The organism is Aeromicrobium chenweiae (assembly GCF_003065605.1).
GTDB classification, from domain to species: domain Bacteria; phylum Actinomycetota; class Actinomycetes; order Propionibacteriales; family Nocardioidaceae; genus Aeromicrobium; species Aeromicrobium chenweiae.
The window spans coordinates 968,358-981,930 of record NZ_CP026952.1; the positions used below are offsets into that span (position 1 = coordinate 968,358).

At 70.1% G+C, this 13,573-nt stretch carries 13 protein-coding genes; 8 read left to right on the forward strand and 5 right to left on the reverse strand.

Features of this window, described 5'->3' with window-relative positions:
• Positions 1-8 precede the first annotated feature (8 nt).
• From C3E78_RS04665 to C3E78_RS04685, 5 genes are all read right to left on the reverse strand, one after another.
• Positions 9-1,016 carry a sugar phosphate isomerase/epimerase family protein gene (locus C3E78_RS04665; RefSeq protein ID WP_108577214.1) on the reverse strand — a complete coding sequence of 336 codons (1,008 nt, stop codon included), beginning with the start codon at positions 1,014-1,016 and terminating at the stop codon, positions 9-11.
• The gene (locus C3E78_RS04670; RefSeq protein ID WP_108577215.1) at positions 1,013-2,200 is read right to left on the reverse strand and encodes a Gfo/Idh/MocA family protein; all 1,188 of its coding nucleotides are present in this window, start codon (positions 2,198-2,200) and stop codon (positions 1,013-1,015) included. Before C3E78_RS04670 ends, C3E78_RS04665 begins: the two co-directional genes overlap by 4 nt.
• A gap of 80 nt (positions 2,201-2,280) precedes the next feature.
• Positions 2,281-3,333, reverse strand: coding sequence for a substrate-binding domain-containing protein (locus C3E78_RS04675; RefSeq protein WP_108577216.1), 1,053 nt, complete (start codon positions 3,331-3,333; stop codon positions 2,281-2,283).
• 39 nt (positions 3,334-3,372) lie between these two features.
• Entirely contained in the window at positions 3,373-4,386 is a 1,014-nt protein-coding gene (locus C3E78_RS04680) for an ABC transporter permease (protein WP_108577217.1), read from the reverse strand.
• Positions 4,383-5,927 (reverse strand): sugar ABC transporter ATP-binding protein, encoded by a 1,545-nt coding sequence (locus C3E78_RS04685; RefSeq protein ID WP_199906930.1) that lies wholly within the window; start codon positions 5,925-5,927, stop codon positions 4,383-4,385. The genes C3E78_RS04680 and C3E78_RS04685 overlap by 4 nt, the downstream gene beginning before the upstream one ends.
• Positions 5,928-6,036: 109 nt before the next feature.
• Here C3E78_RS04685 and C3E78_RS04690 point away from each other — a divergent pair, with 109 nt between their 5' ends.
• The 8 genes from C3E78_RS04690 (at position 6,037) to C3E78_RS04725 (ending at position 13,543) form a co-directional block, all read left to right on the forward strand.
• Positions 6,037-7,233 (forward strand): ROK family transcriptional regulator, encoded by a 1,197-nt coding sequence (locus tag C3E78_RS04690; protein WP_108580749.1) that lies wholly within the window; start codon positions 6,037-6,039, stop codon positions 7,231-7,233.
• Positions 7,234-7,281: 48 nt separating this feature from the next.
• Entirely contained in the window at positions 7,282-7,971 is a 690-nt protein-coding gene (gene ftsE / locus C3E78_RS04695) for a cell division ATP-binding protein FtsE (RefSeq protein WP_108577218.1), read from the forward strand.
• Positions 7,972-7,984: 13 nt separating this feature from the next.
• Positions 7,985-8,899: a permease-like cell division protein FtsX gene (ftsX, locus tag C3E78_RS04700; protein WP_135804842.1), complete on the forward strand. Its 915-nt coding sequence runs from the start codon at positions 7,985-7,987 to the stop codon at positions 8,897-8,899.
• A gap of 102 nt (positions 8,900-9,001) precedes the next feature.
• Positions 9,002-10,273: a M23 family metallopeptidase gene (locus C3E78_RS04705; protein ID WP_108577220.1), complete on the forward strand. Its 1,272-nt coding sequence runs from the start codon at positions 9,002-9,004 to the stop codon at positions 10,271-10,273.
• Positions 10,270-10,743, forward strand: a complete 474-nt coding sequence (locus tag C3E78_RS04710) for a type II toxin-antitoxin system RatA family toxin (RefSeq protein ID WP_108577221.1) — start codon at positions 10,270-10,272, stop codon at positions 10,741-10,743. The genes C3E78_RS04705 and C3E78_RS04710 overlap by 4 nt, the downstream gene beginning before the upstream one ends.
• Before the next feature lie 28 nt (positions 10,744-10,771).
• Positions 10,772-11,248, forward strand: a complete 477-nt coding sequence (gene smpB / locus C3E78_RS04715; protein ID WP_108577222.1) for an SsrA-binding protein SmpB — start codon at positions 10,772-10,774, stop codon at positions 11,246-11,248.
• Positions 11,248-12,123 carry an amidohydrolase family protein gene (locus C3E78_RS04720; RefSeq protein WP_328591573.1) on the forward strand — a complete coding sequence of 292 codons (876 nt, stop codon included), beginning with the start codon at positions 11,248-11,250 and terminating at the stop codon, positions 12,121-12,123. Before smpB ends, C3E78_RS04720 begins: the two co-directional genes overlap by 1 nt.
• A gap of 13 nt (positions 12,124-12,136) precedes the next feature.
• Positions 12,137-13,543 carry an MFS transporter gene (locus C3E78_RS04725; RefSeq protein WP_199906931.1) on the forward strand — a complete coding sequence of 469 codons (1,407 nt, stop codon included), beginning with the start codon at positions 12,137-12,139 and terminating at the stop codon, positions 13,541-13,543.
• Positions 13,544-13,573 lie beyond the last annotated feature (30 nt).

Sequence of the window (13,573 nt, forward strand, 5' to 3'; positions counted from 1 at the left end):
CGTGCGGCTCAGTCCGACGAGCTGAACGCCGCGTCGAAGGCTGCGGTCGGGGCGTCGAAGAGGTTGGCCTTGACGTACGCCAACGCCTCCGGCGCGCCCAGCAGGCGGTCCATGCCGGCGTCCTCCCACTCGATCGAGACCGGGCCGTCGTACCCGATCGTGTTGAGCATGCGGAAGCACGCCTCCCACGGCACGTCACCCCGGCCGGTCGACACGAAGTCCCAGCCGCGGCGCGGGTCCGCCCACGGCAGGTGCGAGCCGAGCCGGCCGTTGCGGCCGTTGCCGACCTGCTTCTTCGCGTCCTTGCAGTCGACGTGGTAGATCCGGTCCTTGAAGTCCCACAGGAACCCGAGCGGGTCGAGGTCCTGCCACACGAAGTGCGACGGGTCCCAGTTGAGGCCGAACGCCTCGCGGTGCCCGATGGCGTCCAGGGCGGCGTGCGTGGTCCAGTAGTCGTACGCGATCTCGCTCGGGTGCACCTCGTGGGCGAAGCGGACGCCCTCCTCGTCGAAGACGTCGAGGATCGGGTTCCACCGGTCGGCGAAGTCCCGGTAGCCCGCGGCGATCATGGCCTCGGAGGCCGGCGGGAACATCGCGACGTACTTCCAGATCGAGGACCCGGTGAACCCCACGACGGTGTCGACGCCGAGCATGCGCGCGGCCCGTGCGGTGTGCTTCATCTCCTCGGCCGCCCGCTGGCGCACGCCCTCGGGCTCGCCGTCGCCCCACACCCGCGCCGAGAGGATGTCGTGGTGACGCTCGTCGATCGGGTCATCGCACACCGCCTGGCCCTTGAGGTGGTTGGAGATCGCGTAGACCTTCAGGTCGTGCTTCGCCAGGATGTCCAGGCGGGTCTTGATGTAGTCGGGATCCTCGACGGCGGCCCACGGGTCCAGGTGGTCGCCCCAGCAGGCGATCTCCAGACCGTCGTAGCCCCAGCCGGCTGCCAGGGCGGCGACCTCCTCGAACGGGAGGTCGGCCCACTGGCCGGTGAACAAGGTGATGGGACGGGTCATGCTGTGGCTCCGATCTGGTGGGTGGTGCCGTCGACGGCGCTCGCCTCGACGGCCGCGAGGACCCGCTGCACGGCGAGCCCGTCGGCGAAGGAGGGCGTGGGGTCGGCGCCCTTGGCGATGTCGGTGACCAGGTCGACGACCTGGTGGGTGAACCCGTGCTCGTACCCGAGGCCGTGGCCCGGAGGCCACCACGCCGCGATGTACGGATGCGTCGGTTCGGTGACGAGGATGCGCCGGAAGCCGGCCACGGACGGGTCCTCCGTCGCGTCGAACAGCTCGAGCACGTTCATGTCCTCGAAGTCGAACGCGAGGGAGCCCAGCGTGCCGTTGATCTCGAGCCGCAGCGCGTTCTTGCGTCCGGTGGCGAACCGGGTGGCCTCGAAGACCCCGATGGCGCCGCCGACGAAGCGGGCGGTGAAGGCGGCCGCATCGTCGACGGTCACCGGTCCGCGCTCGGTGGCGCTGGAGGAGGTACCCCCGAGCGTGGCATGGTCGCCCCCCACGGGGCGGGTCGGGACGAACGTCTGCATCAGGCCGTTGACCGAGGCGATCGCGTCGCCGGAGACGAACTGGGCCATGTCGATGATGTGGGCGCCGATGTCGCCGAGGGCACCCGAGCCGGCCAGGGACTTGTCGAGGCGCCAGCTGAGCGGGGCGTCCTCGTCGGCGAGCCAGTCCTGGAGGTACTGCCCGCGGACGTGGCGGATGGTGCCGATCCGGCCCGAGGCGACGAGCTGGCGGGCGAACGCCACGGCCGGCGTGCGGCGGTACGTGAACCCGCACATCGCCCGCACCCCCCGCTCGGCGGCGGCCGCAGCGGCGTCGGCCATCGCCTCGGCCTCCTCGACGGTGTTGGCCAGGGGCTTCTCGCACAGGACGTGCTTGCCGGCCTCGAGGGCGGCGATCGCGATCTCGGCGTGCGTGTGGCCGGGGGTGCAGATGTCGATGACGTCGATGTCGTCGCGGGTCAGCAGCGCGCGCCAGTCGGTCTCGACGGACTCCCAGCCGAAGCGGCGGGCGACGTCGCTCGCGGCGGCCTCGTCCCGGCCGCAGATCGCCGACAGACGGGGCGTCACCGGGAGGTCGAAGAAGGCCGGGGCGGTCCGCCAGGCCTGCGAGTGGGCGGCGCCCATGAAGGCGTAACCGACCATGCCGATGCCGAGGTCGGGACGTGTGTCAGACATGTGCCAGCTTTCGTGTGAGGACGTGGAGGGGCGGGGGAGGTGGTGCGGGGCCCGCAGCGATGGCTGCGGGCCCCGGACGATCAGGACTCGAACGCCGACGGGAGGTAGGTGTCGACATTCTCCTTCGTCACGACCGGTGCCGACAGCTTGAGCTGGCGGGGCACCTCGATCTCGGCGAGGTCCGACATCGACTTGCCCTGGACGAGCAGGCGGGCGAGCTTGATCCCGTCGGCGGCCTGCGTGGACGGGTAGACCACCGTCGCCTTGAGCACCGAGTTGTCGGCCTTGATGTCCCGCATGACGTTGGCCGATCCCGCGCCGCCGATCATCGTGAACTCGTCGCGTCCGGCGTTCTTGACGGCCGCGAGGACGCCCACGCCCTGGTCGTCGTCGTGGTTCCACAGGTAGTCGATCTTGGGTGCGGCCTGCAGCAGGTTCGAGGCGGCCCGCTCGCCGGACTCGACCGTGAACTCGGCGGCGACCCGGTTGTCGACCTTGAGGCCGCACGACTTGAGGGCGTCCGCGAAGCCCTTCGAGCGCTCCTGCGTCAGCGGGAGGGAGTCGATGCCGGCGATCTCCGCGACCTTGAGGCCCTTCTTGCCGGCGGCGTCGTCGCAGACGAAGGTGCCGGCCGAGACGCCCATGCCGTAGTTGTCGCCCAGGACCGTGGTCCGGGCGGCGAACGGGGAGTCGAACTCACGGTCGACGTTGATCACCGTGATCCCCGCGTCCATCGCCTTGCGGGCGACGGGGGTCATGGCGGCGCCGTCGAACGGCAGCAGGACGATCGCGTCGACCTTGTCGTTGATGAACGTCTCCACCTGCGAGATCTGGAGGTTGACGTCGTTGGTGCCCTCGGCGACCTTCAGGTCGACGTCGTCGTACTTCTTGGCCTGGGCGATCGCGGACTTGCTGATCGAGCCCATCCAGCCGTGGTCGGCCGCGGGGGCGGAGAAGCCGATCACGACCTTGTCGCCGGACTTGTCGTTGTCGGTGTTGCTCTTGCTGATCGCTTCGCTGGTGTCGTTGTCGTCGCCCGAGCCGTTGGTGCAGGCACCGAGGACGAGGGTGGCTGCCGCGAACGCGCCGACCGTGGCGAGCGCACGACGGCGACGGGGATGGGTCGTGGACATGTGGACTCCTGTGGTGGTGGGGGATGCGGCGTGGCGGTGCTACGTCTTGCGGTTCGCGATGCGCTGCTGCAGGAGCACGGCGATCACGATGATCACGCCCTTGGCGACGGCCTGGGCCGACGTCGAGAGGTTGTTGAGCGTGAAGACATTGGTCAGGGTCGTGAAGATGAGGACGCCGAAGAGCGTGCCGACGATCGTGCCGCGGCCACCGCTCAGCAGCGTCCCGCCGATGACCACGGCGGCGATCGCGTCGAGCTCGTAGAGGTTGCCGTGGGTCGAGGTCCCGGTCGTGGTGCGGGACATGATCATCACCGCGGCGATGCCGCAGGTCGCGCCCAGCAGCGCATACAGGTAGACCGTGTGGCGCTGCACCCGGATACCGGCCAGGCGGGCCGCCTCCGGGTTGCCGCCGACCGCGAACGTGCGCCGTCCGAACGTCGTGCGGTTCAGCAGGAACCAGCCGGCCAGCGTGACCGCGGCGAAGATGAGGACGATGACCGGGATGCCGAGGGGCTCGGCCCCGAAGAAGTCGAGGAATCCCTGGTTGCGGATGATCTGGGTCTTGCGGTCCGCGATGATCTCGGCCAGTCCCCGGGCCGACGCCAGCATCGCCAGGGTGGCGATGAACGGCACGACCCTGCCGTACGCGACGAGGACGCCGTTGATCGTGCCGCACACCGCGCCGACCACGATCGCGCTGAAGACCATTGCGACCCAGCCGATGTCGTCCGCCATGGCCTGGGTGCCGGTGGTGGTGGCCCAGACCGAGGCGAGCGCGACGATCGCGCCGACGGACAGGTCGATGCCGCCTCCGGTGATCACGAACGTCATCCCGATCGAGACGACCCCGATCACGGCCGCCAGTCGCAGGATCGTGAGCAGGTTGTCGGTGCTGGCGAAGCGGTCGCCGGCCGAGACGACGCCCACCACGCAGAGGATGATCAGGGCGATCACCAGCCCGAGGTTGCGGGCCAGGCCGAGGGAGCCGGCGCGGTCCCCGCGGGGCGGCTTCGCGGGCACGGAGAGGGACGGGTCACGCAGGGAGGCGCTCACGCGACTTCCCCCTTCTGGTCGTCGAGGGTGGGCTGGTGCTCGTGGGTGGCCAGGATGCGGTCGAGGACGCCGGACGCGTCGATGGCGTCGCTGGGGCCGTCGTGGACGACCGAGCCCTCGGCGATGACGAGGATCCGGTCGGACAGGCCGAGGACCTCGTCGATGTCGCTGGAGACGACCACGAGCGCGACGCCGGAGTCGGCGAGCTCGCGGATCAACGTGTAGATCTCCGCCCGGGCGCCGACGTCGACCCCACGGGTGGGCTCGTCGAGCAGCAGGACCTTGCACGACCGCAGCAGCCAGCGGGCCAGGACGACCTTCTGCTGGTTGCCGCCCGAGAGCGTGCGCATGAGACGGTCGGGTGCATCGGGACGGACGTCGACGGACCGGGCGGCTTCATGGGCGGCACGACGCTCGGCGCCCTCGGTGGAGACACCGAGACGGGCGAAGCGATCGATGCTCGCGAGGGAGATGTTGCGGTACACGGCCTCGTCGAGGATCAGGCCCTGCGACTTGCGCTCCTCGGGGCACAGGCCGAGCCCGGCGCGGACCGCCGCGTCGACCGAGCCGTTGCGCAGCCGGCTGCCGTCCACCGTGACCGAGCCGCCGGTGGCGCGCCGGGCGCCGTAGATCGTCTCGATGATCTCGCTGCGGCCGGCCCCGACGAGGCCGGCGAGACCGACGACCTCGCCGGGCCGGACCTCGAACGAGACGTCGGCGAACTCGCCGTCGCGGACCAGGTGGTCGACCGTGAGGAGCGCGGGTCCGTCGGGCAGGGGCGTGGACCGTCGGGGGAAGACCGACGACACGGTGCGTCCGGTCATGAGCGTGATGAGCTCGGAGGTCGGGGTGTCCTTGGCGGAGATGTCCCCGGCGACCGTGCGGCCGTCCTTGAGGACCGTGAGCCGGTCGCCGATGCGGCGGATCTCCTCGAGGCGGTGGGAGATGTAGACGATCGCGGCGCCGGAGGACCGCAGGTCCTCGACCACGCGGAACAGCCCGTCGACCTCATCGGGGTCCAGCACCGCGGACGGCTCGTCCATCACGATGACCCGGGCCTGGCGGGACAGGGCCCGGGCCATCGAGACGATCTGCTTGCCGGCGGCCGAGAGGCTGCCGACCTCGCGCGTGGGGCGGATCTCGGGGTGGCCGAGGGTCGCCAGGAGGGTGCGCGCTGCCTTGTTCATGTCGGCGTCGCGGGTGATGCCGCCGCGGGCCCGCTCGTGGCCGAGGAAGATGTTGTCGGCGACGCTGAGCCCGTCGATCAGGTCCAGCTCCTGGTAGATGGTCGCGATGCCGGTGGCCAGTGCCGCCTGCGGGTCGCTGAACGTGACCGGCTCGCCCTCCCACAGGATCGTCCCCTCGTCGACGCCGTGGGCGCCGGCCAGCACCTTGATGAGGGTCGACTTCCCGGCGCCGTTCTGGCCCAGCAGGCAGTGCACCTCGCCGGGACGCACGACCAGGTCGACGCCGTCCAGCGCCCGGACACCGGGGAACTCCTTGACGATGCCGCGCATCTCGAGCAGGGGGGCGGTTGACATGGCTGTGATGCTAGTCACACGTTTTGTCGCTCGTCAAGCAAAAGTCGAACGTTGGGCGACAGTGTTCTCGCTTCGGCATGACCCAAGGGGGTCTGGTTTACTCATGGTCATGAGCGCGTCCTCGGGACTTCCCCCGACTCTGGTGGGCACCGGCGACCTGTTCCAGCTGCTGCGTGACGGCACCCCCCGGACCCGCGGCGAGCTCGCCCAGCTCTCCTCCCTCGCCCGCTCGACGATCACCGCCCGCGTGGAGGCGATGCTGTCCTCGGGACTGCTGGAGCCCGTCGGGGAAGCGGCGTCCACCGGGGGACGCCCGCCCACCCGGTTCGCGCTCAACCGGCGGGACCGGGTGGTCCTCGCGATCGATCTCGGCGCCTCGCACGCGAGCGTGGCCGTCAGCGACCTGTCGGGCCAGGTGCTCGACGAGAGGACCGTCGTCAGCGACATCGCCGACGGCCCGGTCGTGGTGCTCGACCGGGCCGCGGCGATCGGGGTGGAGCTGCTGGCCGGGCTCGGCCGGCTGCCGGCCGACGTCGCGGGCGTCGGCATCGGGGTGCCGGGACCCGTCGAGCACGCCAAGGGACGTCCGGCGAACCCCCCGATCATGCCGGGATGGCACGACTTCGACGTCCCCGAGCACTTCGGCCGGCACTTCAGCGGCCCCATCCTGGTCGACAACGACGTGAACCTCATGGCCCTCGGCGAGTACGTCACGTCGTGGCACAGCACACCGCACCTGCTGCTGGTGAAGGTCGCGACCGGCATCGGAGCGGGCATCGTCACCGACGGGCGCCTGCTGCGCGGTGCGCTGGGCTCCGCGGGCGACCTCGGGCACGTCCAGGTGGCGGGCGCCCCGGCCGACGTCGTCTGCCGCTGCGGCAACACCGGCTGCCTCGAGGCGGTGGCTGCCGGTCCGGCGATCGCGGCCAAGCTGCGTGCGAAGGGGCTGGACGTCGAGAGCTCCCAGCAGATCGTCGACGCCGTCTCGGCCGGTGACATCGCCGCCCTGCAGGCGGTCCGCGAGGCCGGCCGTGACCTCGGCTCCGTGCTCGCGACCTGCGTGAACCTGCTCAACCCGTCGGTCATCGTCATCGGCGGAAAGCTCTCCGAGGCGGGGGAGTACCTCCTCGCCGGGGTCCGCGAGGTGGTGTACCAGCGGTCCCTGCCGCTGGCGACGCACAACCTGCGGATCGTGGGCACATCGGCCGGCAGCCGCGGAGCCATCCTCGGTGCGAGCGCGATGGTGATCGACGCGGTCCTCGCGCCGGGGGCCGTGGACGAGTACGTCGCAGCACGGATCGCCTGAGACCGGCCCTCCCACGACACTGGGGTCCACCTGCCTAGACTCGTCCGAGTGATTCGATTCGACAAGGTCACCAAGACCTACCCCGGCCAGAAGCGCCCCGCGCTCGACGCCGTCGACCTCGAGATCGAGAAGGGCGAGTTCGTCTTCCTCGTCGGCGCCTCGGGCTCCGGCAAGTCGACCTTCCTGCGTCTGATCCTGCGCGAGGCCCGCCCCACGAGCGGTCGCGTCTACGTCGCCGGCAAGGAGATCAACAAGCTCTCGAGCTGGAAGGTGCCCAAGCTGCGCCGCCAGGTCGGCACGGTCTTCCAGGACTTTCGCCTGCTGCCCAACAAGACCGTGACGGAGAACGTCGCGTTCGCCCTCGAGGTCATCGGCAAGCCCCGCAGCGAGATCAGCAAGGTCGTCCCCGAGACGCTGGAGATGGTCGGCCTGGAGGGCAAGGGCCACCGCATGCCCGACGAGCTTTCCGGCGGCGAGCAGCAGCGCGTCGCGGTCGCCCGCGCCTTCGTCAACCGGCCGATGATCCTCATCGCCGACGAGCCCACCGGCAACCTCGACCCCGCCACCAGCGTCGGGATCATGAAGCTGCTCGACCGCATCAACCGCACGGACACGACCGTCGTCATGGCGACGCACGACTCGTCGATCGTGGACCAGATGCGCAAGCGGGTCATCGAGCTCGAGGGCGGACTGATCGTCCGCGACGAGGCCCGCGGCATCTACGGCTACCAGAACTAGAGGATCCCTGCAGATGCGAAGCACCATGAGTGAGCTGCGCCAGAGCCTGTCGCGCAACAAGTCCATGTCGATCTCGTTGATCGTCACCATGACCGTGTCGCTGCTGCTGGCAGCGCTGGGCCTGCTGATCCTGGCCCAGTCCGACCGCACCGAGAAGTACTACGGCGACCGGCTGCAGCTGCAGGTCGACCTGTGCACGCGCAACTCGCCGAGCGCCAACTGCATCGGGGGCCTGACCACGAAGGACCAGCAGGCCGCGATCGAGGAGGCGCTGCGGGAGAACCCGCAGGTCAAGTCCTTCGAGGAGCGCACGCCGAAGGAGCAGTACGAGCGCTCGCGCGTGCTCTACAGCCAGTCCGACACGGGCAAGAAGCTGCTCGAGACCCTCAGCCCCAGGTCGTTCCCCTCGACGTACTTCGTGACCCTGAACGACCCGGAGAAGTTCGACAGCGTCGAGAGCCAGCTGAGCGGTATGGAGGGCGTCGGCCGGGTCAGCTCGATCAAGGAGCTGCTCGGGCCGTTGTTCACCTTCCTGGACAACCTGCGCAACGGTGCGCTCGCGATCTCGGCGCTGCTGGTCGTCGCGGCGATCCTGCAGGTCTCCAACACCATCCGCATGACGGCGTACGCCCGGCGGCGGGAGATCGGCATCATGCGACTGGTCGGTGCGTCGAGCTGGCACATCCAGCTGCCGTTCGTGCTCGAGTCGATGCTGGCGGCGCTGATCTCCGCCGCCCTCGCGGCCGGCGGGCTCGCGGCCTTCATGCAGTTCGTCGTCTACGGGTACCTGCGGGACACCCTGTCCACGACGACCACCTGGGTCGGCTGGCAGGACGCGTTCACCGTGATGGGCGAGACCACGGTCCTCGCGGTGCTGCTCGCGATGGTGCCGACACTCCTGCTGACCCGCAAATACCTGGACGTATGAGGCACGTAGCCTAAAGTTGGGCTTGACAGTTCCATCGTCACGCTCCATCCGCACGTCGACAGTCCCCGGATCTTCGGGGTAACTTCCCCCAAGGTCGAGGTCATGTCCACCACCGTCACGCACCCCAGGCACCGCCGTGCCCTGACCGCTCTGGTCCTCACGGCGGCGCTCGTCGCGTCCCTCGCCACCCCGTCGTTCGCGGACCGCAAGGACGATCTCCAGAAGCAGAAGAAGGACGCGGGCAGGGAGCAGGCCGAGGCCAAGAAGCACCTCGCCGAGTCCACCCAGGAGCTGATCGACGCGGCGGCCGCGCTGAGGGCCGCGCAGGGCAAGCTCAACGCCGCGCAGGCGACGCTCGGTCGTACGCGGGGCAAGCTCGCGACCGCCAAGGCGATCGACGACCAGATGCAGCTCAAGCTGGAGCAGAGCCAGGCCCGGCTGGCCGCGGCACGCGCCAAGCTCAAGAAGGGCGAGAAGAAGCTGAGGGCGTCCGAGTCGTCGGTCGAGGAGTTCGCCGTCCAGCAGGCGCTGCAGGGTGACCGTCGGCTGAATGCCGTCAGCGGCTTCCTGCGCGGTGAGGACACCGAGCAGTTCAGCGAGCAGATGAGCCTCAACACCGTGGTGGGCGATCAGCAGGTGGCCACGATGCAGCGCCTCGACGCGACCCGCGTCATCCTCAAGCTCAAGCGGCAGAAGGTGCAGAAGCTGCGTGACGAGGTCAAGGTGCAGCGTGCCCAGGCCGCCGCGAACCTGGTCGAGATGCAGCGCCTGGAGAAGATCGCCGAGGAGCAGGCCGCCGTGGTCGCCCAGCTGGTCAAGGCCCGCGAGGACGTCCGCAACTCCGCCTCGGCTGCCGTGGCCGAGGACGAGCGGCAGTACCGCGAGAAGGTCGCGGAGGCCAACCGCCTCGCCGCGCAGCTCCGCGCGCTGGCGACCAAGCAGGTCAAGACCCGCGGCAAGGGCAGCGGCGGTGACAGCGGGGGTGCGCTCTCGTACCCCGTCAGCGGACCCGTCACGTCGCCGTTCGGCATGCGCAAGCACCCCATCACCGGGGTCTACAAGCTCCACGACGGCACCGACTTCGGCGTCGGCTGCGGCACCCCGATCAGGGCCGCCGCCAGCGGCACCGTCATCCAGCAGTACTTCAACGCGGCGTACGGCAACCGGGTCATTCTCAACAACGGTGTCAAGCGCGGCGTCAACGTCGTCACGACGTACAACCACCTCTCGCGGTTCGCGGTGAGCGCAGGCAGCAAGGTCTCGCGCGGCCAGGTCATCGGGTACGTCGGCACGACCGGCTACTCCACCGGGTGCCACCTGCACTTCATGGTGCTGAGCAACGGCACGATGGTGAACCCGATGGGCTGGTTGTGAGGCGGATCGAGTCCAGCGTCGTCGTCGACGTCGATCCTGCGATCGCCTTCGCCGTCTCGCAGACCACCGGTGACGTCCGGCTCCGGTGGGACCCGTTCATCCACGAGCAGCACTTCCTCGACGGCGCGAGCGCTCCGGCCAAGGGCGTCCGCACCGAGACCCGGCACCGCTCGCGGCTGCACATGGTCAGCGAGTACGTCTCGTTCAACCCGCCCACCAACGTGGGCATGAAGATGGTCGAGGGGCCCTGGTTCTTCGAGTCGTTCGCCGGGGGATGGCGTTTCGCCCCCGAGCCCGGGGGACGCTGCCGGGCCACCTGGCGCTACAGCTTCCGCTGCCGTCCGCAGTGGCTCGCCCCGGTGGCCGAGCGCATCGGCACCGTCGTGCTGCGGCGCGACATCGATCGGCGGATCGCCGGCTTCGCCCGCGGATGTGCCGATCCGGTCGTCGTGGCAGCCGCAGGCGGATGAATCTGGCCGGAGGTGACACAATGGGCGGGTGGCCAAGGAAACGGGGCGCAAGCTCGTTGCGCAGAACAAGAAGGCGCGCCACGACTACCACATCGAAGACACGTTTGAGGCCGGTCTGGTCCTGACGGGCACCGAGGTGAAGTCGTTGCGTGCAGGTCGCGCATCCCTGGTGGACGGCTTCGGCGAGATCGACCGCGGCGAGGCGTGGTTGCTCGGGGTGCACATCCCCGAGTACACGCAGGGCACGTGGACCAACCACGAGACCCGCCGCCGTCGCAAGCTGCTGCTCAACCGCTCCGAGATCGACCGGATCGAGCGGCGCACGACCGAGAAGGGCCTGACGATCGTCCCGCTCTCGCTGTACTTCAAGGACGGTCGAGCCAAGGTCGAGATCGCGCTGGCGCGTGGTAAGAAGACCTACGACAAGCGCCACGCCATCGCCGAGCGCACCGCGACCCGTGAGGCCGAGCGCGATCTCGGGCGCCGCCTCAAGGGCATGCACTAGTGACACTGGAGGACTCCGATCTTCCGGCCCTGATCGAGGATCTGGGCCTGCCGGGCATCGTGGACGTGCACGCCCACTTCATGCCGCCGCAGATCCTGGCGAAGGTGTGGGCCTACTTCGACTCCGCCGGTCCGTTGCTCGGCCGTCCGTGGCCGATCGCGTACCGGACGAGCGACGACGACCGGGTCGCGCGCCTGCGCTCGATGGGGGTGCGGCGGTTCTCCGCGCTGTCGTACGCCCACCGGCCCGGAGTGGCGGGCTTCATGAACGACTGGACCCGCGACTTCGCCGAGCGCACCCCCGACGCCCTGTGGTCGGCGACGTTCTACCCCGAGCCGGACGCCGCGACGTACGTGCCGCAGCTGGTCGCGGACGGCGTCGAGATCTTCAAGGTCCACGTCCAGGTGGGTGACTTCGCGCCCAACGACCCGCTGCTGGAGCCCGTCTGGGCGACGCTGGCCGAGAGCGGGACGCCCGTCGTCCTGCACGCCGGGTCCGGCCCGGCTCCCGGCCGGCACACCGGCCCGGCCGGCGTCGCGGACGTCCTGTCCCGCCACCCGGATCTGGCGCTCGTCATCGCCCACCTCGGCATGCCCGAGATGGACGAGTTCCTCGACCTCGCCGAGCGGCACGACAACGTCCGCCTCGACACCACGATGGCGTTCGTCGACTTCTGGGGCCAGCCGGTCCCCGACGGGGTGCCGCAGCGGCTGCTCGACCTGCAGGAGCGGATCCTGTTCGGCACGGACTTCCCCAACATCCCCTACGCGTACGCCCACCAGGTCGAGGTGCTGCAGCGGCTGGCCCTCGGCGACGACTGGATGCGCAGCGTCCTGTGGCACAACGGGGCCGAGCTGTTCGGCGTCGACGCATGAACGGCCGCCCGGCGTGAACGCCGGCACCGTCCGCCTCGCGACCGCGCAGGGCAGATGGCTGCTGGCAGCGATGATCCTGGGCTCCGGGATGGCGTTCCTCGACGGGTCGATCGTCGGCCTGGCGCTGCCCGCGATGCGGTCGGACCTGGACGCCGGGGCGGCCGGGGTCCAGTGGATCGTCAACGCCTACACGCTCACGCTGGCGGCCCTCATCCTCATCGGCGGATCGCTGGGGGACCGGCTCGGGCGGCGCGCGGTGTTCGTGACCGGTGTCGTCTGGTTCGCCGCCGCGTCCGTCGTCTGCGCAGCGGCGCCGACGATCGAGGTGCTGGTCGCGGCTCGCGGCCTGCAGGGCGTCGGTGCGGCGCTGCTGACGCCCGGCAGCCTGGCGATCATCTCGGCGACGTTCGCGCCTGAGGACCGCGGACCGGCGATCGGCCTGTGGTCCGGCCTGTCGGGGGTGACCACGGCGATCGGCCCGTTCGTCGGCGGCTGGCTCGTCGACACGACCGGCTGGCGGGGCATCTTCTGGATCAACGTGCCGCTGGCCGCAGCGGTGGTGTGGATCGCGGTCCGTCACGTGCCCGAGACGACGGGGCAGCAGGAGCGCCTCGACTACACCGGCGCCGGCCTGACCGCGGCGGGTCTTGCCGCGCTGACGTACGGGCTCGTGGAGAGGTCCTGGCCGTGGGTGGGTGTGGGAGCCGTTGTCATGGTGGTCTTCGTGGTGCACCAGAAGCTCACCCCCCACGCGCTCGTGCCGGTGGCGCTGTTCGCGGACCGGATCTTCACCGCGGCCAACATCTGCACGTTCGCGATCTACGGCGCGCTCGCCACCTCTGCGTTCCTTCTCGTGCAGCAGCTGCAGTACGTCTCGGGGTTCTCCCCGTTGGAGGCCGGTCTCGCGAGCCTGCCGATGACGGTCATCATGCTGCTGTTCTCCGGCCGGGCCGGAGCGCTGGGGGCACGGATCGGCCCGCGGTGGCCCATGACGTTCGGGCCCCTGATCGCCGCGGCCGGCCTGCTGCTGATGCTGCGCATCGGGGAGGGCGCGAGCTTCTGGGTCGACGTGCTGCCCGCCACCGTCGTGTTCGGCATCGGGATCACGACACTGGTCGCGCCGCTCACCACGGCCGTCCTCGCCGCAGCGCCCATGGCGCAGACGGGGATCGCCTCGGGCATCAACAACGCCGTCGCCCGGACGGCTTCGTTGCTGGCCGTCGCGGCCATCCCGCCGATCGCCGGCATCACCGGGCGGGACTTCGCCGATCCTGACGTGTTCGGCCCGGGGTTCGACACCGGCACGATGATCTGCGCAGGTCTGCTCGTCGTCGCGGCGGCGTGCGCAGCGAGCCTCATCCACGGCGGTGCCGTGAGCCGCGATGCACTGCAGTCCGGCGACGGGCCGGCTCCGGCATAGGAGATTTCCTGTCCGCCACCTCCTTTTTCG

Coding starts and splice junctions, on each gene's coding strand:
- C3E78_RS04665 (WP_108577214.1), bottom strand. CDS start 1,016: ATGACCCGTCCCATCACCTTGTTCACCGGCCAGTGGGCCGACCTCCCG.
- C3E78_RS04670 (WP_108577215.1), bottom strand. CDS start 2,200: ATGTCTGACACACGTCCCGACCTCGGCATCGGCATGGTCGGTTACGCC.
- C3E78_RS04675 (WP_108577216.1), bottom strand. CDS start 3,333: ATGTCCACGACCCATCCCCGTCGCCGTCGTGCGCTCGCCACGGTCGGC.
- C3E78_RS04685 (WP_199906930.1), bottom strand. CDS start 5,927: ATGTCAACCGCCCCCCTGCTCGAGATGCGCGGCATCGTCAAGGAGTTC.
- C3E78_RS04690 (WP_108580749.1), top strand. CDS start 6,037: ATGAGCGCGTCCTCGGGACTTCCCCCGACTCTGGTGGGCACCGGCGAC.
- ftsX (WP_135804842.1), top strand. CDS start 7,985: ATGCGAAGCACCATGAGTGAGCTGCGCCAGAGCCTGTCGCGCAACAAG.
- C3E78_RS04705 (WP_108577220.1), top strand. CDS start 9,002: ATGTCCACCACCGTCACGCACCCCAGGCACCGCCGTGCCCTGACCGCT.